Raw genomic sequence first — 25359 nt, 5'->3', positions numbered from 1 at the left:
TTTACTTAGCAACACGATAGGGTACCTGGATATCCATTTTACCTTTCCATTTCTTTGGTACCTTCAAACCTAATTCGTCATGAATGGCGTTAATTACAAGCCGTTGGAAAGCTTCAACCCTGAAATCTTCAGGATGCCCCATAGTGGTCATAAAAACCTTCCCACCAAAAGCATTGGTGCCGGTCCAGGCGACAGGATTTTGTACTGCAGGCCTTTCGGGTTTCACCGCTGTGCCGGTAAGCAATGGAATTGATCCGTTTGAAGGATAATCAGGCACCACATGGTACAACCACGAGCGAACATGAAAATCTTTTGCCACACCCGTAAGGATAGGGTTATTGGCTTGCGCAGGAACAACACTAACATCGGTGCTGCTGGTGTGCCCATAGTGCGTGTGTTTAGCCTTCCCTCCCCAGCCCGGAGGCGCATTTAAGGCAAATTCGCCGAAGGCATTCCATTTTTCACTGGGATGCCCTTTGGGGAAATTAAAGGCATGTGTAGTGGTACGAAAGCCCATTACCGGTTTTCCTGATTTCAGGTAGGCATCAATATGCGCAAGTTGTTCGGCAGGAAGTCTTCTCCAGCGCAAATAAAAAACAACTAAATCTGCATCTTTTAATATTTCCAGTCCGGGAATATTTTCTTCGCTATTGTGGTCGGGCGATGCTTTAAGTACAACTGTTCTCATGCCATAGTTCTTTTCCAGTTCTGCAGCAACAATGGGTAGCGTTTCTTCTCCGCTATATTCATGATCGCCACAAACAAAAACAACCAGCGGCTTTTTAGCTTTTTGCGCAGATGCCGAACAGCAAAAAATGGTACTCAGGGTTAATAAAAAACCAACACAAAAATTATTCATTTTATTAGGAATTAGTGATTATCAAATAAAGGAATCACGATTATATACACTATTTAATTCAGCCGCTCCGCCACCAAGTATAGCGAGCACATTTTTCACCGTAAGCAGGCACATGCGTTGGTAGGTAGCAGCTGTAAGACTGGCTGTATGCGGTGTAATAAGTGCATGCGGATGCTGTACTACCGAAAGGTTCTCCACCGGTGGTTCATCCGGCAGCACATCTGCGGCAAAGCCGGCAATGGTATTGGCATTCAAGGCATCGAGAAGTGCTGCATGATTGATTAGCGCCCCCCTTGCAGTATTGATCAGGAATGCTGTAGGTTTCATTAAAGCCAGTTGCGCTGCACCAATGATCTCATTGGTTTCCTGAGTTAAAGGAAGATGTAAACTAATAACATCAGATTGTTTTAAAAGCTCTTCCATTGGAAGGTTCTGTGTTGTTCTGCTCCAATACAGCACCTTCATACCAAAGGCCTCACCCAGTTTCGCCACACGTTTGCCTATATTTCCCATCCCCAGTATACCCAGTGTTTTGCCATTCAGCTCATCGCCGGCATATTGATTACGCCAGTTCCAGTCATGCTGTTTAACACGTTCTACCGACTGATATAAATTACGCATTAACATCAGCATTAAGGCAAGCGTATGTTCGGCAATGGTGGCCGCATTACTGCCCGGCGCATTAACTACCCTGATTTTTCTTGCCGTCGCCTCAGCCACATCCACATTATCAAGTCCAACGCCGCACCGGGCCACCACCTCCAAATCCGGGCAGCAATCCATCAGGCGCTTATCAATCTGTCCCTTGCCCCTGGTAATAACCGCATGTACTTCTATCCTGCCCAAAACCTCATTTAGCCCGCCTTCGGTATATCCTTCGAATACATTCGCATTTTCCTCCAGTAGAGCAAGTGCCTCATCCGCAATGGTTTCGAGCAACAATACGTTTTTCTTCATTACTTTTTATGGTATAAAGTAGCGTTATCAGATTTTAAGCCTCTGTAATCGTTCCTGTTCGAAACGTATAAGCCTTCTTCATACAGTTCATCTTTAAAGATCTGCTCATCCACTTCCGATCCGGGGATAGAAGAAATTTCGACCAGGTTACCGGCGGGATCGCGCACAAACATCTGCATGGCTCCGTCAGGCAATTTCCTCACTTTTCCCCATGGATTAATATCAATGGCATTCAATGCTTTCATACGAAAAAAAACACTGCTGAAATCGTCTACCTGCACACAAATATGCCCGCGAAAAGAGGTTTGGTCTTCCCATTCAGAAATATGCAATTGCTGCTCATCATTAAACCTGAAAAACATTACAGGGTAATCGAACTGAAAAGCAGGAAGCGGCTCAAGGCCCAGTTCCTGACTGTAGAACGCACCCGCTTTTTCCAGATTATCTACGATGAGCGTTACGTGATTAATTTTAAGTGCCTTTGCCATAATTAATTATTTTATACCGGCTGTTTAAACTGTTTTACAAAATCCCAGTCAGGCGTTAACCCCAATCCTGGCGCTGCAGGTGCCGCGATTTCGCCGTTAATTACATTAATTTGTTCTTTTACCAAATCGTACATCATGGGGTTTCCGCCCAGAGAGAACTCAATAATTGTTGCCGCGGGCGAGGCAAAGGCTACGGTTAGCCCTGCCATGAAAGAAAACGCAGAGCCCCAGCAATGCGGTGCCAGCTCTACCTGGTGTACACTGGCCAGATGCCCGGCGCGCATGGCTTCTGAAATACCACCGATAATGGCCGCATCGGGCTGAACAACATCTATAGCCCTGATTTGCAAAAGATCGTGAATATCAAAACTGGTATACTCACTTTCGCCTGCTGCAATGGGGATATGCGTAGCAGCCCTTACTTCTGCTGTTCCTTTCTTATTATCGGGGCTTACAGGCTCTTCAAACCAATAAATGTTACAATCTTCTACCCCTTTGCAAAATTGTTTAGCCTCGGGTACGCTGAACGTGCCGTGCGCATCAACCATTAACTTAATATCGGGGCCCAGCGCCGCTCTGGCTGCTTTTACCCTATCAATACTTTTCTGCACGGTATCGTCCATTACACCTACACGCATTTTCACTCCCCGAAAACCTTTACTCACATATCCGTTTAACTGTTCGCCTATATGGTTTACGTCTGCCCAACCTCCGCTGGCGTAAGCAGGCATTTTCTCTCTGCAGGCACCGCCAAGTAAATCCAATACCGGAACATTCAGCATTTTCCCTTTCAAATCCCACAGTGCGGTATCAATCCCACTCATGGCCGATATGGTAAGCCCCCGCCGCCCTAGGATGGGAAATTTTCGCCCCCTCGACAAGGCATAGTGATCCCTTGTTCCGTTATACATTTCTTCCCACAGCCGGGTAATGTCTTTTACCGACTTGCCCAGCAATACAGGCTTCAGTTCATTTTCGATACAATTTACAATGGAAGCACATACACCAGAAGAGCCGACCGCAGCCTTGGCTTCTCCAAAGCCCTGCAAGCCTGTATCCGTTGTTATGACCACAAGGGTCATATCAAAATTGGTGAGGAGCCCGTAATCTGATATATGTTGTTTGGCTTCGGGTATGGGGCAACGTAACCAAAATGCTTCTACGTTTGTGATTTTCAATTTAAATAAGTTTTGATAAGGTATTAAATGATTGTTGGGTTAGCATGGTATAAAATGCATCGGTAACAGATGAGCTGCCATGATCGATCAGGAATTTCTCCTGCTCAGGAGTAAGGTTTTCAGGCTTTTCATCTACAGCACCGGGATAAGGATTAGCCGGGGTACGATCTAAGGGTGCGCAGAACTCAACAGAAAGTACCTCATTATAATTTATTTCATGAAGAGTATCTATGATCTTTTGCCAGTTCAGATTGCCCATTCCAGGTGCCATCCGGTTATTATCGGCCACATGAAAACCTACCAATTTCCCTTTGGCTTTTCTAATCGATTCGAACAGATCCGTTTCTTCGATATTCATGTGAAAAGTGTCGAGACATACACCACAGTTTGGTCCTACTGCTGCAGCCAGCGCGAGGGCCTGCTCGGCACGGTTAATAAAGTAGGTTTCGAACCTGTTGATGGGCTCAATACCCAGCAATACACCCGCGGCTTCACTGTATTCGTATATTTCTTTCATCGCGTTAACAGCCCAGCCCCATTCCTCTTCGGGCCGGCCATCGGGTACTAACTTACCAACGGTAGCAGGCACAACAGAAACCATGTGGCCATCCAGCTCTTTCACCATTTTCACTACATCTTTTACGTATTGGATGGAAGCCGCACGCTGCTGCTCGTTCGCGGCCAGCAGGTTACGCTCACCAAGCATTAGTGTTACAGAACCCCAGCAACTCAGGCCGTGTTCCTTCATTAGCTTTCTTACGTCCTTCGTATTGTACTGATCGGGGTTTCCGGCAATTTCGAGCCTGGTATAGCCAATTGCAGCAACTCTTCGTATCGTTGTTTCAATGGTTTCGGCACGCATCCAATTGTGTATCGCAAGTTCCATAACGGATAAAATATTTTTGGTTAGTATCAGATAGATGCCGCATAACAGCATCCTTGTAAAACAAACTTATTCAGATTTCAATGGAAATAAAAATACTGCATTTGCTCATTTTTGATACTATATTTACATTAATAGCCAAATTTAGCGTTCAAAAATAAGTATTGTACCAAAAAGCAGTAATTATGAAAGTTTCTTACCGACCGATTTCCACTCCTGAAGATGCCAGTTTCGCCATCAAAGAATACTGTCAGCCACAGTTTACCAATACCTTTCATTTTCACCATGGCTACGAATTAATCCTGATTGTTAAAAGCTCAGGTCAGGTTTATGTGGGCAATAAGGTTATTCGTTATCACGAGGGCGAGATTTTTATGTTTGGCCCAGGACTGGTACACTGTTTTTCGAGTGATGTTTTGACTGCGATGGAGGAAGAAGTAGCACATGCCATTGTAGTGCAATTCTCGGCAGATTTTATGGGAAAGGATTTTTTTGAAACCCTGGAGCTGAGGGCGGTGAAAGAGCTGTTGCAAGAGTCGGTATATGGTATAAAGTTCGGCACTACTGAGTCTTCCATCAGTAGCCGCTTCTTTCAGTTCCAACCCAACCAACAATTGAAAAACCTGATCCTTTTGCTGCAGATATTGGAAGAACTTTCTCAGGGCAGCAAAAAAGGCGCATTACTCATTACCGACGATATCAAAAAAATACGTTATAAAGAAAGCGACGCTAAAAAACTGGCTTCGATATTCAATTATGTATTCGAAAATTATCACCAGGAGATTGCTATTGAATCTGCTGCTTCTATTGCCTGTATGAGCAAAGCCGCATTTTGTCGTTATTTTAAAAGAAGCACCCACAAAACATTCTCACAGTTTGTAAATGAGATCAGGGTAAGCCATGCCACAAAATTACTGATTGGCAAAGAGAACAACATCACTGCCATTTGTTATGCCTGCGGTTTTGATAATGTTTCTTATTTTAACAGGCAGTTTAAGCTGCATCAGGGTATATCTCCGCGCGAGTACCGGAAAGTATTTATGGAAAGTAATGCTGACCGGCCTTTTTTGCGGGATACTGATTGATGATGAAAAATGAATAATCACCTCAAAAACAAAAAAGCCGATTTAAGTTAATAAATCGGCTTTTATAGTGGAGAATACCGGATTCGAACCGGTCACCTCTTGCCTGCCAGGCAAGCGCTCTAGCCAAATGAGCTAATCCCCCAATTTTAATGTTCAATAACCAAATCTGAATAACCAATAGGATCATTGAAACAAGCGTTCGCTGCTTGTGCTGCAAAAATAGCAAATACTTTATCGAAAGCAAATGATAATTGATTTTTTTATTGCGGCGCGATAAACATAGCACAAAAACGGCCGCAAATACTCCTAAAAGCCATAATTGGCTATTATGGGCGGCTGTTATTTTAGCTAACCTTCCAGGCTATTTTTGATTTAACAGCTCCTGGTAGGCATCTACAAATTGAGCCACATGGTAGCCATCCATTAAAGCATGGTTAACATGAATCGAAACCGGCATTATTTTCTTCCCGTTTTCATCCCTCACCTTGCCAAAAGATATTTTTGGGCAGCTATCCTGAAAAGCAAAATTGCGGGCATGAGATAATGAAGTAAAGTTTAACCAGGGCAGTGCCGAATAATGGATTACATTTTCGCCTGAAGCAGATGGAATTAAGCCGGTTGTAGCCTGTACTTTTTCAATTTCCTGATTGGCTGATAGCTTAAACTCGTTAAAGTCTGCATAAAAATCGAGGTAACCGAAACCAAAAGTACCATTTGGGCGGTTAATGGTGGCCGCAGCATTTACGCAGTCGTATTTCCAAACCTCGCCATCAATAATGCGGTAGCTAAAAGGCTCGATGGCATTAGCGGCGGCCAGCGATTTGTGTAAATAAAGCAGGAAAAACGAAACGGCTTTCTCTTTGGCTTCCTTATAGGTAGCCGTGCTATCTAAATCTACGGTAACACCAAAAAATGGTTCCCCAAAGGTGCTAAAAAAATTAAAGTGATCTTTTCTGATCCAGGTGTCTATATCTATTTTCTCTTTCATTCAATTAATTTGACTAAAACTTCTGACAAGCTTTCCATCTCGTAAAAATTGGGATGCTCGATGGTATGGTCGATACTTTCGTGCACCCAGGTGGTGTGGTACGGGATATGAACGGCATGACCACCAATGTTAAGTACCGGTAATACATCAGATTTTAAGGAGTTGCCCAGCATTAAAAATGATTCGGGATTACAATCCAGGTGTTTCAATAGTTTTTGATAATCCTTTTCCTGTTTATCGCTCATAATTTCGATGTGATGGAAATAATGGTCTAAACCCGATTTGGTCAATTTCCTTTGCTGATCGAGCAAATCTCCTTTGGTAGCCACCACCAGTTTGTATTTTCCGTGCAGCGCTTTTAGTACTTCCTCTACCCCATCCAGCAGCTCAATGGGTTTGTTTAACATTTCCTGCCCCAGTTCGATTATCATTTCCACAACTTTGGGGTCATTTTTCCCCATTGTGACCCTCAATGCCGTTTCGATCATACTGAGCATAAACCCCTTAATACCAAAGCCATAGAGTGGCAAATTGGCAATTTCTGTTTTGTAAAGTTCTACAATTAAACTGTGGCGTGGCATGAAGTCTTCCAACAGGGCCGCAAATTTATCTTCAGTTTCGCGGAAATAAGGTTCGTTTACCCAAAGGGTGTCATCAGCATCAAAAGCAATTACGGTAATCTGATTGTTCATGGTTATGCTTACTTTAGTGCCACAAAAGTAAAGCCGGCAGCTCCCATAAAAAAGGACATTTGTCTCGGCGAGAAAAAATATGTTACGAACAAATCTCGATTTTTTATCCTTTATTGAGCGTTTTTGCAGAGAAATTGAAAGCGAAAACATTAGCCTTAAAAGCTTTAAGCCTGGTTATCGTTTAATAGAGCAGGGCGATAAAATCAGCAATATTTATATCATTAAAGAAGGAATAAGCAAGTGTTTTATCTCCGAAGAAAACGGCAAAGATTTCATTATCGAGTTTTTAGGCAAGGGCGAAGTTGTTGGCGAACTGGAGGCATTGAAAAAAATTGACTGTTTATGCAACGTAGCTGCCATAAGTGAAGTAACGGCCTATGTCATCCCCGATCATGTTTTCCTCTCACTGATACAAAAAAGTAGCGAATTTACTACCATCTTACTCCAGGAGCTATCAACCCGGATAATCCAAACCAGCACAAGAGCCTCTTTTCAGCAATTATATACTGTTGAATATGCGTTATTGAAACTGCTGCAGTTACAGGCAAATGAAAGCATTTCACTCTCAAAAGACGATATGGCGGCATACCTCGGCATTTCAGTAAGAAGCTTTAACAGAAGCTTAAAGCAACTCATAGAGAAAGGCAATCAGGATAGGCCTGAGTTTAAAAACATGCTGCAAACTGCAAACATAAAAAAGCTGGTAGACCGGCTAAAATAATCCTTACAACTTTATGGTATAATTATTGCTATAAACATTTTGTTTTTACAGCTGTAACGTTTTCATTGCGGCATACGTTTACCAGACAAAAAACAAAATAAAAAATTACACACAAAAAAACCTAAATATGAAAAAAACTTACCTTCCAATCTTTTTAAGATTTCCGAGTTAACGGTATCTGGCCATTTATACAATAGCCACCTATTCGTCGATATCCTTAATTATCATAGAATTAATGCAAAAAACGGTTCACCGCAATTGCTATTTTATTGATTTCAGTAATCTTATTAACAAAATGAGTGCTTATATACACATCTACACCAACGCCTTAACAGACGATTTAATTCCAACAATTTTAAAACGTCTAAACGAACACGAAAGTGTTTTAGACATTAATTCATCATTTTCATTCAGAAATTCGAACGGGAATTTACCCATTGTATTTAAATGGGAAAAACCAAGTTTAGAAATATTTAATGAAAATAATTTAAAGCTGAATTTTAGTACGTCAATTAAACCTTTCGATCTAAAAGAATACAAGAAAAAGCTTTTTAAAGATAAAATCATTAAACAAAGTTTTATCCAGAAGTTAACTACGCTTTTTAAAAAGAAGAAGAAAAAGAAAGCAGTTAAAACCATTAAGTTAAGTGCCGAAATAGAAGCACAACTGCAAAATTACAATAAGGTATTTTCGATTAAATACCATGCCGGCGATGTTTTTGAAAATCACTTTGGCACCTTAATCGGCGCCATTATTACCGAACTTACCAAAGGTGTTTGTCACTTCACTCAGGATAATGTATGGTACGATTCCAAAAATGTTTTAAGAGAATCGTTGGTTAACTTATACACCCTCGAGGAGCTTCCTAACCACATTAATAAGAATGTGGTAGCGGTTGCCAGCTAAGAAAATGGCTACTTCCTAAGTTTAGTCAAACACTAAGCTTAGGAAGTATTCAAAAATGATTTTCTGTGTTATTACAGAAACTCCTCCCCTTTGCGCCATTGCCTGCCATAATTTCATATAAAGCACTAAACATTTAGCGGCTTAATTTGTTATCAAAATCTGGGAATCTTTTATAGTTTTATGCCCGTATAAATACTATAATTTTTCCATTGAATAACATAAACTTATCCAAATAAATTATGAATGTAGCAGAAGTTTTTAAGAATAACGAAAAATGGATTGCCGAAAAACTTTCCATCAATCCGGACTATTTTAGCGATCTGGCTAAAGGACAAAGCCCTGAATTTTTATACATTGGATGTTCTGACAGCCGTGTTACGGCAGAAGATTTAATGGGAATACAACCCGGACAGGCCTTTGTACACCGCAATATTGCCAACCTGGTAAACAACGTAGATTTAAGCGTAATGACCGTTTTAAATTACGCAGTAAGGCATTTAAAGGTAAACCATATTGTGGTTTGTGGTCACTATAATTGCGGAGGCGTTAAAGCAGCCATGCAACCTGCAGATTTAGGCATTTTAAACCCCTGGTTAAGAAACATCCGCGATGTTTACCGTTTACATAAAGATGAGTTGAATGCAATTGCCGATGAGGATGCACGTTACAACCGCCTGGTTGAGCTAAATGTACAGGAACAATGTGTTAACCTGCTTAAAACAGCGGCAGTTCAGGAAGCTATTGTACACCGTGATTTAACGGTTCAAGGCTGGGTTTTTGACATCAGAACAGGCCGTTTAATTGATCTGAAGATCGATTTTGAAAAAATCTTGAAAGATATTACAGAGATTTATAAACTTTACTAGTCAGAAACATTAAAAAACCTCGCAGGTTTTAAAAACCTGCGAGGTTTAAATAAATACTCAGACTTAGGGCTTAAGACTTATGACTTAGGTCTAACCTACCGTCCCATCCAACCGCCATCAACAGTTAATATCGTTCCGTGAACATAGTCACTTGCGGCTGAAGCCAGAAATAAAGTTGGTCCTTTAAAATCTTCTGGCGTACCCCATCTTCCTGCCGGAATACGTGATAAAATTGAGGTGCTGCGATCCTGATCTTCGCGTAAAGCTGTGGTATTATCAGTTGCAATATAACCTGGTGCAATGGCATTTACATTTACACCTTTAGCTGCCCACTCGTTAGCAAATGCTTTGGTTAAAGAGGCAATTGCCCCTTTACTTGCCGCATAACCTGGTACAGTAATACCTCCCTGAAACGACAACAGCGATGCAGTAAAAATTACTTTTCCGCTACCTCTGGCTACCATATCACGCCCCACTTCGCGGGTTAAGATAAACGGAGCAGTTTGGTTTACCGCAATCACCTCATCCCAATATTCATCAGGATGTTCGGCAATGGGTTTACGCAAAATGGTTCCGGCATTGTTTACCAGGATATCAATTACCGGATGATCGGCTTTTACCTGTGTAGCAAATGCCAGTGTGTTTTCGCGTTTACCAAAATCGCACTGGTAAGCATAAAATTTACGGCCAAGGGCTAAAACTTCTTTTTCTATGTCGCTACCCTGTAACTCCAGACTGGCCGATACACCAATAACATCGGCACCGGCTTCTGCAAGTGCTAAAGCCATGGCTTTTCCAATTCCTCTCTTGCAACCGGTAACTAAAGCAGTTTTACCTGCTAAATTAAATACGTTTGACATGTGTTTTCTATTGATACTTTTTTAAGATCTCTCCGCTTCGGTCGAGATGACGGTTTATTTTAGTTCTGTAATGGCGCAGTGATCCATGTCGCCATAATCCAGGTTTTCACCAGCCATACCCCAGATAAAAGTATAGTTGCTGGTACCTGCACCTGAGTGGATTGACCAGTTTGGCGAAATTACCGCCTGATCGCCCTGCATCCAGATGTGGCGTGTTTCTTGTGGTTGGCCCATAAAATGGCAAACACTTTGCCCCTGTGGAACTTCAAAATAAAAATATGCCTCCATCCTTCTGTCATGTGTATGTGCAGGCATGGTATTCCAAACGCTGCCCGATTTTAATTCGGTCATTCCCATCTGCAACTGGCAGGTTGGCAAAACACTGTTTACCAACAATTTATTAATGATTCGGTGATTTGCTGTTTCCGGTGTTCCCAGTTCAACAATTTCGGCCTCGGCTTTGCTTACCTTTTTAGTTGGATAAGTATGGTGTGCAGGCGCCGAGTTGATATATAACTTTGTAGCTGTACCTTTATCAGCCGATTCGAAAAACACTTCTTTAGTGCCTCTACCAATATATAAAGCTTCTTTGTAATCCAATTCGTAAGTTTCTCCATCAGCTGTAACAATTGCTTTTCCACCTACGTTAATAATGCCCAGTTCTCTGCGTTCTAAAAAATAATTTGCTTTTAAATCATCAGGATTGGGTAATGCTATTTTCTGGTCAATTGGCATGGCTCCACCAACAATATATCTGTCAAAATGAGATAAAGTTAGGTTTACCTGGTTGGCTTCAAACACGTTTTCAATTAAGAAATTATCCCGCAGGGCTGCGGTATCCATTTGTTTAACTTCTTTAGGGCTTTGAGCGTAACGGCTTTCGAATTTGTTCATTGGTTAAAAATTGAGTTGTGAGGTAAGATTTGAAGTGTTATCAAATCTTACCCGCAAATATATTTATACGATATTGATTATTGGTATTAATACTCAACTTTATAATCCTTTTTTATCGTCTCTCCGCTCCAGGCTTTTAAACTGGTCCAGGGGGCAGGTGCATCGGTCCAGAATTTATTATCGGCTGGTAAGCCCAGGGTTAAAAAGCCTAAGGTTGCCATGTATAAACTTCCGGTAGAAGTATAAATATCTGCAATTTCTGGCTGATGCCCGTTAAAACCCAGTACCAGCCAGCCTTTATCGTCAAAATTCTGATTGCCATTATAGAGGTTGTAAATTACTTTGGTTAAAGCACCGCGTACTTGTGCAGGTTTAACGTACTCAGGCAGTTTTTCCATTAATGCCACCTGTGCCAATGCCTGAAAAGCGGCAGTACGATAGGTAATGGAACGGCCGTATGCCGGATAAGTTCCTTCCGGAGAAATGATCCGCTCCAGGTATTCTGAGTAACGTACCATTCGTTTTAATGCCAGATCGTAATCGACCTGCTGGGCTCTTTTCTTTTCTACCAGCACTTTTAAAAGATCAACCAGCATAGGGTGTATTACATAAGAATTGTAATAATCCATACTGAATTTCTCGCCATCGCTGTACCAGCTGTCGCCCACATACCACTCCTTCATTTTATTGATGGCAAACTGCACCCGTGCCGGATCGTATTGCTCGCCAATACTCAATAAAAAGCCTTCGGTTAAGCCAGCAAACAATAACCAGTTGTTGTAGGCACCGGTACGGGTGCGCAGCGATTTAAACTCTTCGATAAATCTCTTTTTGGTAGTTTCATCAAGTGGCTCCCACAAGGCTTTTGGCGCACGTAAAAAAGCATGGGCTACATAGGCCGCATCAACAATTGGCTGACTTTCGGAGCGGTAACTGATATAATCCGGACTCTGGGGATTTACCGAATTGGTTAATGCTTTTAAAAGTTCGGTGCGCATGTTTTTACGCAATTTACCTTCGGCAGTTTCATCGTCAGGTAAAGCCAGCCATGGTGCCACACCGGCCACAGTGCGGCCCAATGCCTCGAGATAGGTAACCTTGGCAGCATTTAAGCCGTAACCAGGCGCTTTTTCTACAGGCATATTCTTTTTCAAAGTTTCATTAGCCAGGTTATGAATTACCGGATAGGCTATACGGTACAAATGTTTTACCCAAATGGCACGGTCTTCTGCGCCTGTAGTTGTTTTTTTATTTTGCGCATTTGCCAGCTGTGTAAAAATCAGGAGCGAAGCAAAAATCAGTTTATATTTCATTATAGTTTATTTAATAATAATTTGAGTGGTATTAAAAGTTTATTAGTATTCGGAGAGCAAGTTACAAGCTACTATTTAGGTTTCATCCCGCTTTTCGTTTTACTTCGCCCGATGCTTCATCGGGCTCCGTGTTCACTACAATCGGGTCTAAGTGGCACGGTCTGCATCAGTATTAACGGTTAGGTGCCTTAACCCATAAACATTAATTTAAAGCAAAATCAAGTCTAATCTACATCCTGAATAAAATAATACGCAAACCTCTTGTTTAACAATTTGCTATAAATACCATTTTTTATATCGGGCAAGCGCCTCTAAATAGTAATAATCGGCGTAAACAAGGGGCACATCAATCTCACTGTTTAACGGGAAAGCCCCGGTGCTGTGCATCAGTAAAAAGCCGCCATTTTCGCCGGCCTTGGCACGGTAAGTATCACTGGCTAATGAATAAATCATGGTCTCTGCGGCCGATTTAAAATCAGCTTTTTCCTTTCCATCGGTGTATTGCCCCAATTCGAGCAGTGCCGAAGCAATAATTGCACCTGCAGAAGCATCGCGTTTGGCATATGGGATTAAAGGAGCATCAAAATCCCAGTACGGAATCTTATCTGCAGGCAGGTTCGGATGGTTTAAAATATAGTTGGCAATTCCTTTAGCCTGTTTTAAATAGTTCTGATCTTTTGTAAAACGATACATCATGGTATAACCATATAAAGCCCAGCCTTGCCCGCGCGACCATGCCGAACAGTTTGCAGCACCCTGCCAGGTTGCTTTCTTAAGTACATCACCAGTTTGCGGATTATAATCAACCACATGGTAAGAACTAAAATCGGGGCGGAAATGATTTTTGATGGTTGTATTGGCGTGTGTAATGGCAATTTCTTTATATTTTGGATTTCCTCCGTTATCGCTGGCCCAGTTTAACATTTCCAGGTTCATCATATTATCTATAATTACCGGGCATTCCCAATACTTGTTCTTATCCCACGATTGGATAACCTGAATTTTTGGCCTGAAACGCGTAGAAAGCGATTGTGCAGAACGCTGGATAATTTCTTTATAGGCCGGATTTTTAGTGATGCGGTACCCGTTACCAAAACTGCAATACATCATAAAACCAAGATCGTGGTTACCCGTAAAAGTTTGGTTTGGTTCCAATACTTTCAGTGCCGCCTCGGCCTCATTTTTTACCTGCTCATTTTTAGTTTGCTCGTAAATGTACCATAAACTACCCGAGTAAAAACCACTACACCACCATTTAATATCGTAATTAATAGATTTGCCTTTATCGAAACTCTGGGGCGTTTTACCTGCAGGGATATTTTTGGCCAATACCTGATACTGGCTGGCGGCAAATTTAAATTCATCGTTAATTAATTGAGCCATCGGTTTTTTGGGGCTCTGGGCATACGAAACACTCCCCACAAAAAGGAGCAGTGTAGCGGCTAGGTTAATTTTTTTCATTTGATCTGTTTTGTTTTTCAATATCAGGTTAAGCCGGTTTTTACAAGGCAAATCCTGATGGTTTCATAAATTTATGTGTGTTACTCTATTTTAAAACTTGCTGTGGCACCGGCAAAGGCTCCCTCAGGCAGCTTACAGGTTATATTTTTAGGTACCGCAGAGCCGGCAGGTTTAAACTGTACCTGAATGGATGCCTTTTCCTGTGCAGGGTCGGCTATATAAAGCAGCGGATTTTTGGTGTTTAAATTTTTGATATACACGGTACAAGGCTGGTCTACCGTAAGGGAGCCACCGTCATAAACCAGTGTTCCAGCCTTGTAAAACACAGCTTGCAACATGTTCAAAACGGTATGTTTTACGGCCTGTAGTTCAGCGGTATTTTTTAAAATTTGTATCACAGAACGATTGTATTTTTTTATGCCCTCAACAGTAATGCCCGGAATAACAATATATTGGTAACTGGCATTTTGAGGCGCTGTGCCATGGTTAACCCAGATTTTAAAGACCTTATCGGTTAATTCGGTTTTGCTCTGCCCCTGATTAATGCGGTACCAGCTACCACTTTGCACGGCATTGCTGATTTCGACATTGCTACGCTCCGGAAAGATATAAGCAATACTATCGTGCAATGCCCAAAATCCTTTTTCGCCTTTTGCAGTTGATGATCGGCTAATAACGCCTCTCAACCAGGCCTGGTTAATCGTAGTAGTCACGCTTTCTTTGGCTTCACTAGTAATACCAGCACCCAGGCAAACCACTTCCTTATCGAAAAAGAACCAGGCTTTTTTGGCCTGAACACTATCGTAATTTAAATCGTAGCACGATACACCATAAACGCCATCGCTTACCCCACCAGAAAACTTCGTTGTTCCGGGTATTCCCCAGTCTTTATGGATGGTTGCACCACTATCATCCGGATAATCCCTGCTGGTGGTTCCGGGGATCTTATCCCACTCCCACACCGGCATTAAATTGGCATATTCCGACCCGCTGCGCTGAATATTGGTTGCACCATCGGGCAAAAATTTCCCTAAAATGTTTTCGTTATTTCCACGTTCGGTACGTAAAGTCCGGTCGGATGAGCTTTGCACGCTAAAGGTATAGGCCGGCCGTACATGCAGGGTGTAATTGCTTTTCCAGAAATGGGTATGATTAGCCACAATACCGTATCCCGCAGGTTTTTTATTGGCTGTTCGCAGCACCGAAGCCTCCCAGTAACTGGCATTTTCTGGATCAAACAGCTTAATTTTCTCAATCATACCTCCCATACCGCTGTTTAACGAATCTTTACGGCTAATGCCGCGGCCACGCACGTTAAAATCGTAAAACGAACCACGGATGGTTTGCAGAAAAGTATTTTTAAGGTAGTTTACCAGGATGGCCATTTGATCTTTAGGTAAGGCATAATTTGTTCCCCTTAAATAAAATGCAGCATTTACCGAGTTGCCGGCAAAAACGCGACCATAACTGGCAATGGCCTGTTGTCTGCCATGCTGGTAATAACTGCCATCAACCTGTACCCCTTCTTTTCCATCGGCAATGGCAATGGGTTCGAACAAATACTTCCCGGCCGAATCTAAAGTAGCTTTATTGCGGGTTAAACAAGCCCGGTAAAGATAGTGCAAAGCTTCATCAGAAGTATTGGCGCCATCGCCGGCTCTAAAACGACGAATCACCATGCGCTGAATCAACGTCTTTTCGAGATCTGCAGGCAGCTGCACTTTTGCATTACGCATTAAAATGAGCGTTTGCCCAATAGCCTGTGGATAGAAAATATCATTATACCACCAGTTTTTATTCTTTGGATTTTTATCGAACCAGTTCTGCAACGCTTTAACAATTGATGCATGCAGCTCAGCATGGTTATACCATTTGTTAGCAGGCCGGATATAAGCCGTGGCCATATCCTTAATTCTTTTCAGTGGAGCATATTGCGCATCCGCATAGTTAATATCGGACCAGCTACCATCTGTATTCAGGTTTTTCAGGTTAACACTAACTTCTGCTGCCAGATTTTTATCATTAACAAAGGTTTGCAGATCGGTATTAATGCGTTGCAAAATAGTATCATAGGGTTCTTGCTGTGCTTTTGCCTGATTCATCAAAACAAAAAGCAACACTACACTTAAAGCGCCGGCACTAAACCTTCTAAAAGCCGGTATTTTATAATTTACGATTTTCTTTCCTGCAAACATTTGTTATTTTTTATTGAAGCCCCAAAACCAGTTTTCATATTTTGTGTAAGAAAAAGCGGGCTGCTGTTTTTCTTCAAAACTAGCAGAAACCAGCTGTATCATTTCTCCACTTATCGTTTTTTTTATTTCGATTATGGTTTTTTCAGCTGTTTTTTGAAGCTGATAATCAACTTTTGCGCGTTTATTGGAACGGATGGTAAATTTATCCATATCGGTTACCAAAGTAAGCTGACTGCCCTTTAGGCTGGTTATTTTTATATTTTGTGTAGCACCGCCCTGCATATCGGCACTAACCAAAAATGCGCCCTCTGCAAGCAATTGTTTAAACGATACATTTTGCCAGTTTGTTGGGATTGCCGGAAAAACCCTGATTTTCTTACCCCAACTTTGCAAAAGCATTTCCTGTATGGAAGTGGCAGCGGCTAAAGGTGTTTCGATAACCGGGCCAGATTCGCGGTAAAGCGTGTTTACCTGCACAAAACGATCCAGCAATTCGTTTAACCACTGGTAGGCCATATCGCCATTGCCTGTACCGGCATAAATAGAGGCTGCTCCAGTAAACGAAAAACCAGCCAATGCACTTTTATAGGAAAGCCAGTTTTTTAACGACTGGCTAATCAGCGCCCTGTTTTCGGGCTGATCCCAGTTAATGAGATTATAAGGATAAATCATCAGCAAGTGCGAATAATGCCGGTGCGAACTGTTTAGGGGCACATCTTTACCAATTAAAAAACCACTTTCACCAACTGGGAAAGGCGTAAGATTTTTTAAAATCGTTTTCCATTTGCCGGCATCCGCATCATTTAATTTTTGCTCATCGTTTACCTTAATCAGTGTTTGCAGTGCCCAGCTTAAACTGGCCAAAGTATAATTGGCATCTTCGGCATTTTTATATTCAGGCGAATGCGACATGGGGAAATGATAAATCCCCTGATCGTCTGGCTTAAGCTGGTGAATTAAAAAATTCGCTGATCGCTTTAACAAAGGAAATATTTTGGTCTTAAGCGTTTGCTCGTCGCCGCTGTAAGCATAATATTGGTAATAATAATAAAGCAACCAGGTAAGATTGGCTGGTTCAAAAGTACCTTTGTTTATTTCGGCCTCACTGATGGGGCTTACCAAGCCAAAGGCCGAGCTCCTACCAATGGCTGCGGCATCATTACGCCATTTTTCGGGCACATTGTTAATCAGGTTTTGCCGGTTACGGTTTAATGATTTAAAGAGCGATTCGCCCAGCTCGAGGTGATTGGCAGTAAAAATCGGCGAATAAGTGAGCTGTGCATTCAAGTTCCACCAAATAGCTGGCCATGGTGTGGCAGTAGTCCAGGGGCCCATTAAATCGGCAACAGGTTTATCGGCACGGGTTACCGAAGCCAGTTTGTAGAGCTGTATCCAATAAAAGTTTTCCATCCGCTTATCGGGCAAAGCAATAAAACTTTTCTGGTAATACTGGTGCCACCAGTTGCGGTGAGCGACGGTACTTTGTTTATCCTGCTCAAATTTTTGCAGGTAAGCCGTAGCTTCTTTATTTTCATCGGCAGTGCCTTCGCCATCATAGCCTACACTTACCAATAACTGTTGTGTATAACTATTGTTTAATATTTTATATGCCGTAGTGTAACCGCCGTTATTGAGTAAAGGCTGGTTACAAAGCGTGTAACCATTTGCTGTACTCATTTTTACAGGAGGATTTTCGGGATAATTTACCGGCTTATCGGTTGGGTAGCTCTGAAAATACCGTGGGCTTATACTTTTTCCGGCGTGCCATTTCCAACCCCTTGCCTGCTCTTGCGCAGTACCTTTAGCCGTAATACTAATTACATTCTGGGTTGCGGCAACAAGGGCGGTAAAGCTTAGTGTGCCCTGCGTGGTAAAAACTGTTCCACTGGCCGTTGCATTGTAAATATCAAGTTCTATTTTAGCACCTGTTATTTTTCCTGCGGTTTTAAGGGTAAAACAACCTATTGGCAGGCGCCCCTGGGTATACAATTTACCTACATTGGGTAAAAGTTTTTCGCGGTGATCTACCACATCAGTGCGTCCGATATCAAAGCGGATTAAACTGTCGTTTTCCTGATAGATGTTGGTTCCGAGCAAACCGTTTCCGAGAATAATCCCACTATAGTAATCTTTACCGAGCTGATCCCACTTTAAATTTTGCTGCGCCATAAATACCGGCCAGTTTACTTCGCCGGCAGGTACCTGCGCTGCACACCATAATGGAACGCAAAAAAACAGCCAAAGGAAAAAGCTGCAATGAATTAAACGGTTATATTTTAATGATGAGTTTTGCTGCATTTCAGGTTAAATGTTATGATGTTTGGCCAGATAGGTAAAAAAGCCACCAAGCAAAGGCAAGGTGGCCCAACTAACACAAACTAACCAAATTTGTTGGGGATAAAACCCCATACGCTTTTTATTTTTTACCAGCCTGCATTCTGTATCAGAGCAGTATTTTTAGCTATTTCAGAAGCCAAAATCGGGAATAAACCATAATGTGCAGGGAAGTGATGCTCGCGCACATCTACATATTCATAATTGTAAACATTTCCGGTTTTGGTAATTTTAACGCCTCTGATTGGTTTCTCAAAATCAACCGCAGCGGTTTTCCACCTTCTGGCATCCCACATGCGGTGTTCCTCCATAAACAGCTCTACACCGCGTTCGGTCTGAATCAGCAAACGCATTTCATCTTGCGTTGCATTGGCTTTAATACCATAATTCCCATCGGCACCAGCTGCAATACCAGCACGTTCTCTGATTTTTCTCAATGCATCATAAACCTCGGCTGTTGGACCGCTGTATTCGTTTAATGCTTCGGCATAATTCAATAAAATTTCGGCATACCTGATCAGCCCCCAGCATCTTTCACCATTTCCGGTAGAGTTTTCCAACAAATATTTACGGGGGAAATATCCGGCATTAAAAGCCAGTGGCCCGCTAACTGCATCGGTAGTACCCGATCCTACATAAGTATATACAGGCGCATTGTTGTTTCCGCTTAATATCCATGGAGCACCATTATAAATTACCGAATTGGCGAAACGCGGATCGCGGTTAACATAAGGATTAGCCGGATCATAGCCCGAACCAGCCTCGGTTATGGCTTTTCCGTTGGCCATCGGGAACCGATCAACCATTTGCTGGCTTACCGTGAAGGCATAACCTCCTGATCTGCTTTGTGGCAGTAAAAAGCTTTCGAACTCGCGTTGCGCACCACGCATGGCTGCAAACAGATACTCGCTGTTTACGCGCATCTGAAAAACCTTATAAAAGCCATAACCAGGTCTGTTGGTTGGGCCATTATCTACATAAAGCGAGTAGTTTCCGGTATTCATAATATCCAATGCAGCATCAGCGGCCTTTTTCCAGCGCTCTTTGTCGTAACTCGCATAGCCGGTTAAATCGTGTACCTCGCCTGATGTAGCATATTGCCCACCATTAAATAGCGGGCTGGCTGCATACAATAGCACGCGTGATTTTAAGCCCATGCAGGCACCCTGCGTAATCCGACCATAATTTTGCGGCAGAATAGTTAAACTGGTTGGCAAATCGGCCTTGGCTGCATCGCACTCGGCAACAATGTAGTTTACACATTCCTGATAGGTTGATCTTTTGAGCGTAAAATCTTCAGTAATATCATACACTTTATCGCCCAGTAATGGTACGCCACCAAATGCCCTGATTAACAAGAAGTAATACCAGGCACGTAGAAAACGGGCTTCGGCAATCATCCCTTTTTTAGTTGCTGCGGTAAGTGGTGCGTTACCAATATTTTTTAAGAGTACATTTACCCTTCTTATGTTTTGATAAGGTACCGACCACATACCTGTAAAATCGGTATTGGTTGAGCTTTTTGAGATTAAGCCAAAAGCAATAACTACACCCGAATTTTGGGTACCGTTGTAACGGCCGGTAACGGCTTCATCGGCAGCACCAGCATGGCCGCCGGCATCGAGATACTGAATATCATACTGAAAGCCTACCTGCTGATAAATACGGGTTAAAAAAGCCTGCGTATTGATACTATCGGCAAAAGTGGTTTCTTCATTCAGTGTAGTAAGGGTGCTTTCGTCAAGTAAACCACCTTTTTTACAAGAATAGGTTACCAGCAAGACTGCAAATAAGGCTATGATTGAAATTTTCTTTTTCATGATCATTTTTAATTAAAATGTAACATTTAAACCCAGGTTATAGATACGCTGCGTAGGGTAAACACTAATTACCGTGGTAGTACTGTTTCCGTTTTCAGGGTCAACCTGATAAAGGTCGGTTACGTTGGTCCAGGTAAGCAGGTTATTACCATTGGCATACACCCTGATACCCGACACGCGCAGCTTTTTAGCAAGTGCATTCGGGAATACGTAGCTGATCTCGGCAGTTTTCAGACGCAGGTAATAATTATCCCGGGTCCAGAAATCTGAAAAGTTGTTGGTAGCATTCGGGAAATTGGTTACTGCATTACCTCCCAGGCGTGGGAAGGTTGCTGTAGCTGCAGTTTCCGGTGTCCAGCGGTTTAAGTGTATCGGCTGGTAATTCGAATTGCCCGGTGTAATGGTTTCTGAGTGGAAACGGGTACTGTAACCATACGATCCCTGAAAGAATACGTTCAGGTAAAAGTTTTTATAACCAAAATTAAAGTTGGCGCCATAAGTAGTATTAGGCAGGTTTGGCTTGCCAATTACACCTTTATCGCTATCATCGATAATACCATCGCCATTTAAATCCTGATATTTCATATCTCCGGGCCCTACTGCAGTAGTTGGTTTTGCCACTTTCGGATCGGCAATTTCGGCAGCAGTATAGAAACCTAAAAAGTGCCAGCCAAAATACTGTCCGATAGGGTTACCAGTTGCGGCAAGCCATGGGTAAGCAGGTTGTGCCTCATCCTGATAAAGGATTTTATTTTTGGCATAAGAGAAAGTAAGGCGTACACCAGCTGTGAAATCATTTATTTTCTCGTTATAGCTCAATTCGCCATCAAAGCCTCTGTTGTTTACTTTACCCAGGTTTACAGGAGGTAAACCTACGCCAATAGTAAATGGCACACTCTGTCTGGTAGTTAAAATATCGTATCTGTCGTTGTTAAAATAATCGGCAGTAAGCTTAAGTTTACCTTTAAACATGGTCAAATCGAAACCTACATCCAGTTTCTTTTCTTTTTCCCAGGTTACATCCAGGTTACCCAAACTTCCTTCGGTAATTCCATTATACGAAGTACTGGTTGTACCAAAATTATACGAACCGGTTGCAGAAGTATACAGCTGCAGGTATTTTTTGGCGCCACCAATATCGTCTGATCCTACCAGACCGTAAGAAGCCCTGATTTTAAACAGGTCTACAAATTTAATGTTGTCTGAAAAGAATTTTTCTTCGGAAATATTCCATCCCAATGATGCCGCCGGGAACCAACCTCTGGTTTTCTTACCAGTAAAACGGTCGGTACCATTATAGGCCGCGTTAAACTCAACCAGATATTTATTCTTATAATCGTAACCACCTCTTAAAGTTGTTCCGGTAACAACTGTAGGTACACCTGGCCCCTGATTGGTATCGCCCGTTGTAGTAGCGTTAATTACCCGGTTATCGTTATACAAAGCCAACCCGTAAACATGGTGGTTACCAAAATTACGATCGTAGTTTAATGACGATTGCGTACTTATGGTTCTGAAAATGCTGGTATTGCTATAGCCTGCAGCAAATGGTGGTGTGCGGTACTGGTTAGCATTTAATGGCAGATAAAGGCCGGTAGCCGAGTTATACAAATAATACGGCAATGCGGTTCTGCTGGCACTTACACTGTAACTTTGTGCACTGGCATAAGATAACAATACCTTGGCGGTTAAACCCTGCGTAATGAAATCGAGTTTCTGACTGGCGCTTGAAACAATGTTTAAATCGTTATCGAAGGTTCGAGAGTAACCCGATTCTGCCAAACGCCCAATAATACTGGTGTTGGCGTTGGTAAGTAAAGGATTATATGGATATGAACCATTTGGATTGGTAACCGGGAAAGCCCATGGTGGTAAATAACCTCCGCTGTAAATCTCACCTACAATACCGTTTCCGTTGGCATAATAAGCATTGCCCTGTTGTGAGTTGTAAGGCTGGTTGGTTTCACCAAAGCGACCAGTTAAATCTAAACGGATGCTTAGTGTTTTGGTCGCCTGAATATCGAGATTGGACCTGAAATTGTAACGTTTGTAATAAAAATTACTGTTAACACCGTTATCTGAGCTAAAATCGCGCACATTACCATTTTGCCACAAGTAACCTGCAGAAACGAAGTATTTCACACTTTCTGTACCGCCCTGAAAATCGAGGTTTTGACGGGTAATTAAAGCACCTGGTTTAAAAATGGTTTTCCACCAGTCGATATCCGGATGGCCATAAGGATCGGTATGATCACGGTAAGCAGCCAGATCGGCATCGCTCGCATACAATTTGTTGTTGGTATCGCCCGAGTTTCTAAGTGCCTCATTGTTCAGTAATTTTGCTTCATACGAATTTAAGAACTCAGGTGTATTTACATCCATCTGGTAACCTGCTTCTGATTTTAAATTGATACGTGGTTTCCCGGCAACCCCTCTTTTGGTGGTAATTACCAATACCCCGTTAGCACCTTTAATACCGTAAACCGCTGTGGTAGAAGCATCTTTTAAAATGGTTACCGTTTCTACCTCGTTAGGATCGATATCTGAAACCTGGTTATAATCGTACTCTACATCATCCACAATAATTAATGGCGAAGCACTACCTGCATAGGTACTTACCCCACGAATAAAGAAAGCAGCACCATCAGCCCCCGGCTGACCGCTTCTTTGCTGTGAAGTAAAACCTGGCAGCCTGCCTGCAAGTGTATTCTGGATACTTGCACTAGGATTCTGTTTAATTTCTGTAGCCGAAATAGAGCTGATAGCACCGGTATTGGTAATCTTTTTCTGTTTACCAAAACCAACTACCAAAACTTCATCCAGTCCTTTGGTATCGTTTTTTAATTTAATGGTTACAACTGTTTTTCCATTTACATTAACTTCCTGCGTTAAATAGCCAATAGATTTAACAATCAAAGTTTTACTGCTTCCCTTTAGCGAAAGTTGAAATTTACCTTCGGCATCGGTAACGGTACCGTTATTGGTTAGTCCTTTTTCAACAACTGTAGCTCCGGGAATAATACCTGCATCGTCTGCTACAGTACCCTTAATAACCGTTTGCGCGAGCGAAATCGCGGGTATGAGGGTGAAAAGGATTAATAATTTATATAATATTTTTTGCATAACATGTCTGGTTACGATTTAACAATTTTTAGCAATCTCCAATTACCAGCCTGGGTTCTGTTTTAAATTCCTGTTTTTATTTACCTCACTTGCAGCAATTGGATAGAGGTACATTTTAGCTGCATCGAAGGTTACGTTAAGTGCATTGTACGGCGTATAAGAAAAAGTGCCGTTAGCATTTTTAATAATCTGCATACCATGTAAGGTGCCATTCAATACGGTTTGGGCAATTTTCCAGCGACGGATATCCCAGAAACGCTGTTCTTCAAAAGCCATTTCAACCCTGCGTTCGTGCCTGATGGCCTCACGCATCTCTGCCTGCGTCATGGTGGTTTTTAAACCATGCTGGTAACCTGCTGTTGTACCCACCGGAATACCAGCTCTTAAGCGTAATGCTTTTAACTGGTTAAAAGCTTCTGTACGGTTTACGGCATTATCTGCCGACTCGTTTATGGCTTCGGCATAGTTGAGCAGAATTTCGGCATACCTGAAAATGGGGAAGTTGTGCGTTTGGTTGCTGTACACGGTTGCCGTTACGAAACTTTCGTTCATAAATTTGCGCATATAGTAACCCGTACGCGTTTGCACGTTTACGGTACTGCCGGGTTTATCCAAACCACCATCGTAAGTTTGTACCGCCCGGTTTAACCATTTGGCATTGTTATGCAGAATGGTAAGGGCAAAACGCGGATCGCGGCCAGTGTAAGGATCTGCCGGATTATAACCCGATGCCGGATCGGTAATGGCACGGCCATTGCTCATATCGAAAGCATCAACAAGCTCTTGCGTAGGGCTGGTATAGCCCGATCCTGATGCATTGGTAGCAGTATAACCTATTGGGGCATTTCTGGTTTCGACATCAAAATTTACCGCTCTCTGGTAAGCCAGAATAATTTCGCTGTTTTTACGGGTGTTAAACACGGTAGTATAAGCCGATGCTAATGAAAATACATTCAGGTTCATTACATCTTTAGCCGCCTGTGCTGCAGCAGCCCATTTGGCAAGATCGTTGTTCGGATTATTTAATGGACTAGCATCATACAACAATATTCTGGCTTTTAATGCCAATGCTACACCTTGCGTAACCCGGCCAAAGTCTTCGTCTGATGCCAGTGTATTATCTGGTCGTGCAATGGTTTTTAACGCATCGCACTCATCTACCACATATTTAAGGCATTCGGCATAGGTATTTCTGGATAGCTGAATGTCATCATCAATACCCAATACCTTATCACCAATAAGTGGCACCCCGCCAAAGCGTTTAATTAACTCAAAATAAGCAATGGCGCGCAGGATCCTGGCTTCTGCTTTCAGATACACTTTTAAACCTTTCTGGTTTAACGGAACTACATCAATATTGGCTAAAAATATATTGGCTTTGCGAATGGTCCTGTAATTGTTATCCCAGGAGTTATCGACAGGAGTAACTGCCGAAATCCGGCCGTTTACGAAATATTCAATTGTACTCGATGGTGATGAACTGATCGCATCATCAGATGCAGCATCTAAAACATCGTTACCAATACGGTTATAACCATTTGGCAGGTACGAATAAATATCGGCCAGAAAGGCTTTTGCCTGTACGCCCAATGAATCGGTTTTATCAAAGATGTAACTGATATCCTGTGTAATGGGCTCTGTTTCGTATAAAGGTTTTTTACAGGCTGAAAAACCAACAATCAGGATGGCTAATGCGCCAACTATTTCTTTTATCTTAATGTTCATATCAACCAGC

The 25359-nt window shown here is 42.2% G+C and carries 20 protein-coding genes and 1 tRNA gene; 4 read left to right on the top strand and 17 right to left on the bottom strand.

Going from position 1 to position 25359, the window contains the following annotated elements; genetic code table 11:
* Nucleotide 1 precedes the first annotated feature (1 nt).
* The 5 genes from OC25_RS10665 to OC25_RS10645 are packed head-to-tail and all read right to left on the bottom strand — an operon-like array spanning nt 2 to nt 4368.
* A complete protein-coding gene (locus OC25_RS10665) occupies nt 2–859 on the bottom strand; it encodes a ThuA domain-containing protein (protein WP_039475548.1) in 858 nt (285 codons plus the stop codon).
* Between the two features lie 21 nt (nt 860–880).
* Nucleotides 881–1816, bottom strand: a complete 936-nt coding sequence (locus OC25_RS10660; RefSeq protein WP_039475545.1) for a 2-hydroxyacid dehydrogenase — start codon at nt 1814–1816, stop codon at nt 881–883.
* On the bottom strand, nt 1816–2304 hold the full coding sequence (locus OC25_RS10655; RefSeq protein ID WP_039475543.1) for a VOC family protein: 489 nt from the start codon (nt 2302–2304) through the stop codon (nt 1816–1818). The genes OC25_RS10660 and OC25_RS10655 overlap by 1 nt, the downstream gene beginning before the upstream one ends.
* Before the next feature lie 11 nt (nt 2305–2315).
* Nucleotides 2316–3482 (bottom strand): mandelate racemase/muconate lactonizing enzyme family protein, encoded by a 1167-nt coding sequence (locus OC25_RS10650; RefSeq protein ID WP_039475540.1) that lies wholly within the window; start codon nt 3480–3482, stop codon nt 2316–2318.
* Nucleotide 3483: 1 nt separating this feature from the next.
* Nucleotides 3484–4368 carry a sugar phosphate isomerase/epimerase family protein gene (locus OC25_RS10645; protein ID WP_039475741.1) on the bottom strand — a complete coding sequence of 295 codons (885 nt, stop codon included), beginning with the start codon at nt 4366–4368 and terminating at the stop codon, nt 3484–3486.
* Between the two features lie 182 nt (nt 4369–4550).
* On the opposite strand from OC25_RS10645, the gene OC25_RS10640 reads away from it, so the two are divergent.
* Entirely contained in the window at nt 4551–5450 is a 900-nt protein-coding gene (locus tag OC25_RS10640; protein ID WP_156131450.1) for an AraC family transcriptional regulator, read from the top strand.
* Nucleotides 5451–5518: 68 nt separating this feature from the next.
* Here OC25_RS10640 and OC25_RS10635 read toward each other — a convergent pair.
* The 3 genes from OC25_RS10635 to OC25_RS10625 all read right to left on the bottom strand — a co-directional run bounded on the left by OC25_RS10635 (nt 5519) and on the right by OC25_RS10625 (nt 7130).
* A tRNA-Ala gene (locus OC25_RS10635) sits at nt 5519–5592 on the bottom strand.
* A 219-nt stretch (nt 5593–5811) separates the two neighbouring features.
* Entirely contained in the window at nt 5812–6438 is a 627-nt protein-coding gene (locus OC25_RS10630) for a chloramphenicol acetyltransferase (protein WP_039475534.1), read from the bottom strand.
* Nucleotides 6435–7130 carry an HAD family hydrolase gene (locus OC25_RS10625; RefSeq protein WP_039475531.1) on the bottom strand — a complete coding sequence of 232 codons (696 nt, stop codon included), beginning with the start codon at nt 7128–7130 and terminating at the stop codon, nt 6435–6437. Before OC25_RS10625 ends, OC25_RS10630 begins: the two co-directional genes overlap by 4 nt.
* A 79-nt stretch (nt 7131–7209) precedes the next feature.
* Between OC25_RS10625 and OC25_RS10620 the strand changes: the two genes are divergently transcribed.
* The 3 genes from OC25_RS10620 to OC25_RS10610 all read left to right on the top strand — a co-directional run bounded on the left by OC25_RS10620 (nt 7210) and on the right by OC25_RS10610 (nt 9624).
* Nucleotides 7210–7851 carry a Crp/Fnr family transcriptional regulator gene (locus tag OC25_RS10620; RefSeq protein ID WP_052266129.1) on the top strand — a complete coding sequence of 214 codons (642 nt, stop codon included), beginning with the start codon at nt 7210–7212 and terminating at the stop codon, nt 7849–7851.
* 295 nt (nt 7852–8146) lie between these two features.
* Entirely contained in the window at nt 8147–8758 is a 612-nt protein-coding gene (locus OC25_RS10615; RefSeq protein WP_156131449.1) for a hypothetical protein, read from the top strand.
* A gap of 239 nt (nt 8759–8997) precedes the next feature.
* Complete coding sequence (locus tag OC25_RS10610) at nt 8998–9624, top strand: carbonic anhydrase (protein WP_039475526.1); 627 nt, start codon at nt 8998–9000, stop codon at nt 9622–9624.
* A 95-nt stretch (nt 9625–9719) separates the two neighbouring features.
* Here OC25_RS10610 and OC25_RS10605 read toward each other — a convergent pair whose 3' ends face one another.
* From OC25_RS10605 to OC25_RS10565, 9 genes are all read right to left on the bottom strand, one after another.
* Nucleotides 9720–10484: an SDR family NAD(P)-dependent oxidoreductase gene (locus tag OC25_RS10605; RefSeq protein ID WP_039475522.1), complete on the bottom strand. Its 765-nt coding sequence runs from the start codon at nt 10482–10484 to the stop codon at nt 9720–9722.
* 54 nt (nt 10485–10538) lie between these two features.
* Nucleotides 10539–11378, bottom strand: coding sequence for a 5-dehydro-4-deoxy-D-glucuronate isomerase (kduI, locus tag OC25_RS10600; protein ID WP_039475520.1), 840 nt, complete (start codon nt 11376–11378; stop codon nt 10539–10541).
* A gap of 86 nt (nt 11379–11464) precedes the next feature.
* Nucleotides 11465–12691 (bottom strand): DUF2264 domain-containing protein, encoded by a 1227-nt coding sequence (locus tag OC25_RS10595; RefSeq protein WP_052266128.1) that lies wholly within the window; start codon nt 12689–12691, stop codon nt 11465–11467.
* 276 nt (nt 12692–12967) lie between these two features.
* Entirely contained in the window at nt 12968–14152 is a 1185-nt protein-coding gene (locus OC25_RS10590; protein ID WP_039475736.1) for a glycoside hydrolase family 88 protein, read from the bottom strand.
* An 80-nt stretch (nt 14153–14232) separates the two neighbouring features.
* On the bottom strand, nt 14233–16347 hold the full coding sequence (locus tag OC25_RS10585; RefSeq protein WP_052266127.1) for a polysaccharide lyase family 8 super-sandwich domain-containing protein: 2115 nt from the start codon (nt 16345–16347) through the stop codon (nt 14233–14235).
* Between the two features lie 3 nt (nt 16348–16350).
* A complete protein-coding gene (locus OC25_RS10580) occupies nt 16351–18645 on the bottom strand; it encodes a glycosyl hydrolase family 95 catalytic domain-containing protein (protein ID WP_052266126.1) in 2295 nt (764 codons plus the stop codon).
* Nucleotides 18646–18770: 125 nt separating this feature from the next.
* Nucleotides 18771–20501, bottom strand: a complete 1731-nt coding sequence (locus tag OC25_RS10575; RefSeq protein ID WP_052266125.1) for a RagB/SusD family nutrient uptake outer membrane protein — start codon at nt 20499–20501, stop codon at nt 18771–18773.
* Between the two features lie 12 nt (nt 20502–20513).
* Entirely contained in the window at nt 20514–23624 is a 3111-nt protein-coding gene (locus OC25_RS10570; RefSeq protein WP_039475507.1) for a SusC/RagA family TonB-linked outer membrane protein, read from the bottom strand.
* Between the two features lie 42 nt (nt 23625–23666).
* A complete protein-coding gene (locus OC25_RS10565) occupies nt 23667–25349 on the bottom strand; it encodes a RagB/SusD family nutrient uptake outer membrane protein (RefSeq protein WP_082018581.1) in 1683 nt (560 codons plus the stop codon).
* Between the last annotated feature and the right edge of the window lie 10 nt (nt 25350–25359).

The organism is Pedobacter kyungheensis, assembly GCF_000812965.1.
GTDB lineage: Bacteria > Bacteroidota > Bacteroidia > Sphingobacteriales > Sphingobacteriaceae > Pedobacter > Pedobacter kyungheensis.
The sequence above is the reverse complement of the archived record's forward strand: the minus strand, read 5'-3'. Positions and strand labels throughout refer to the sequence as shown.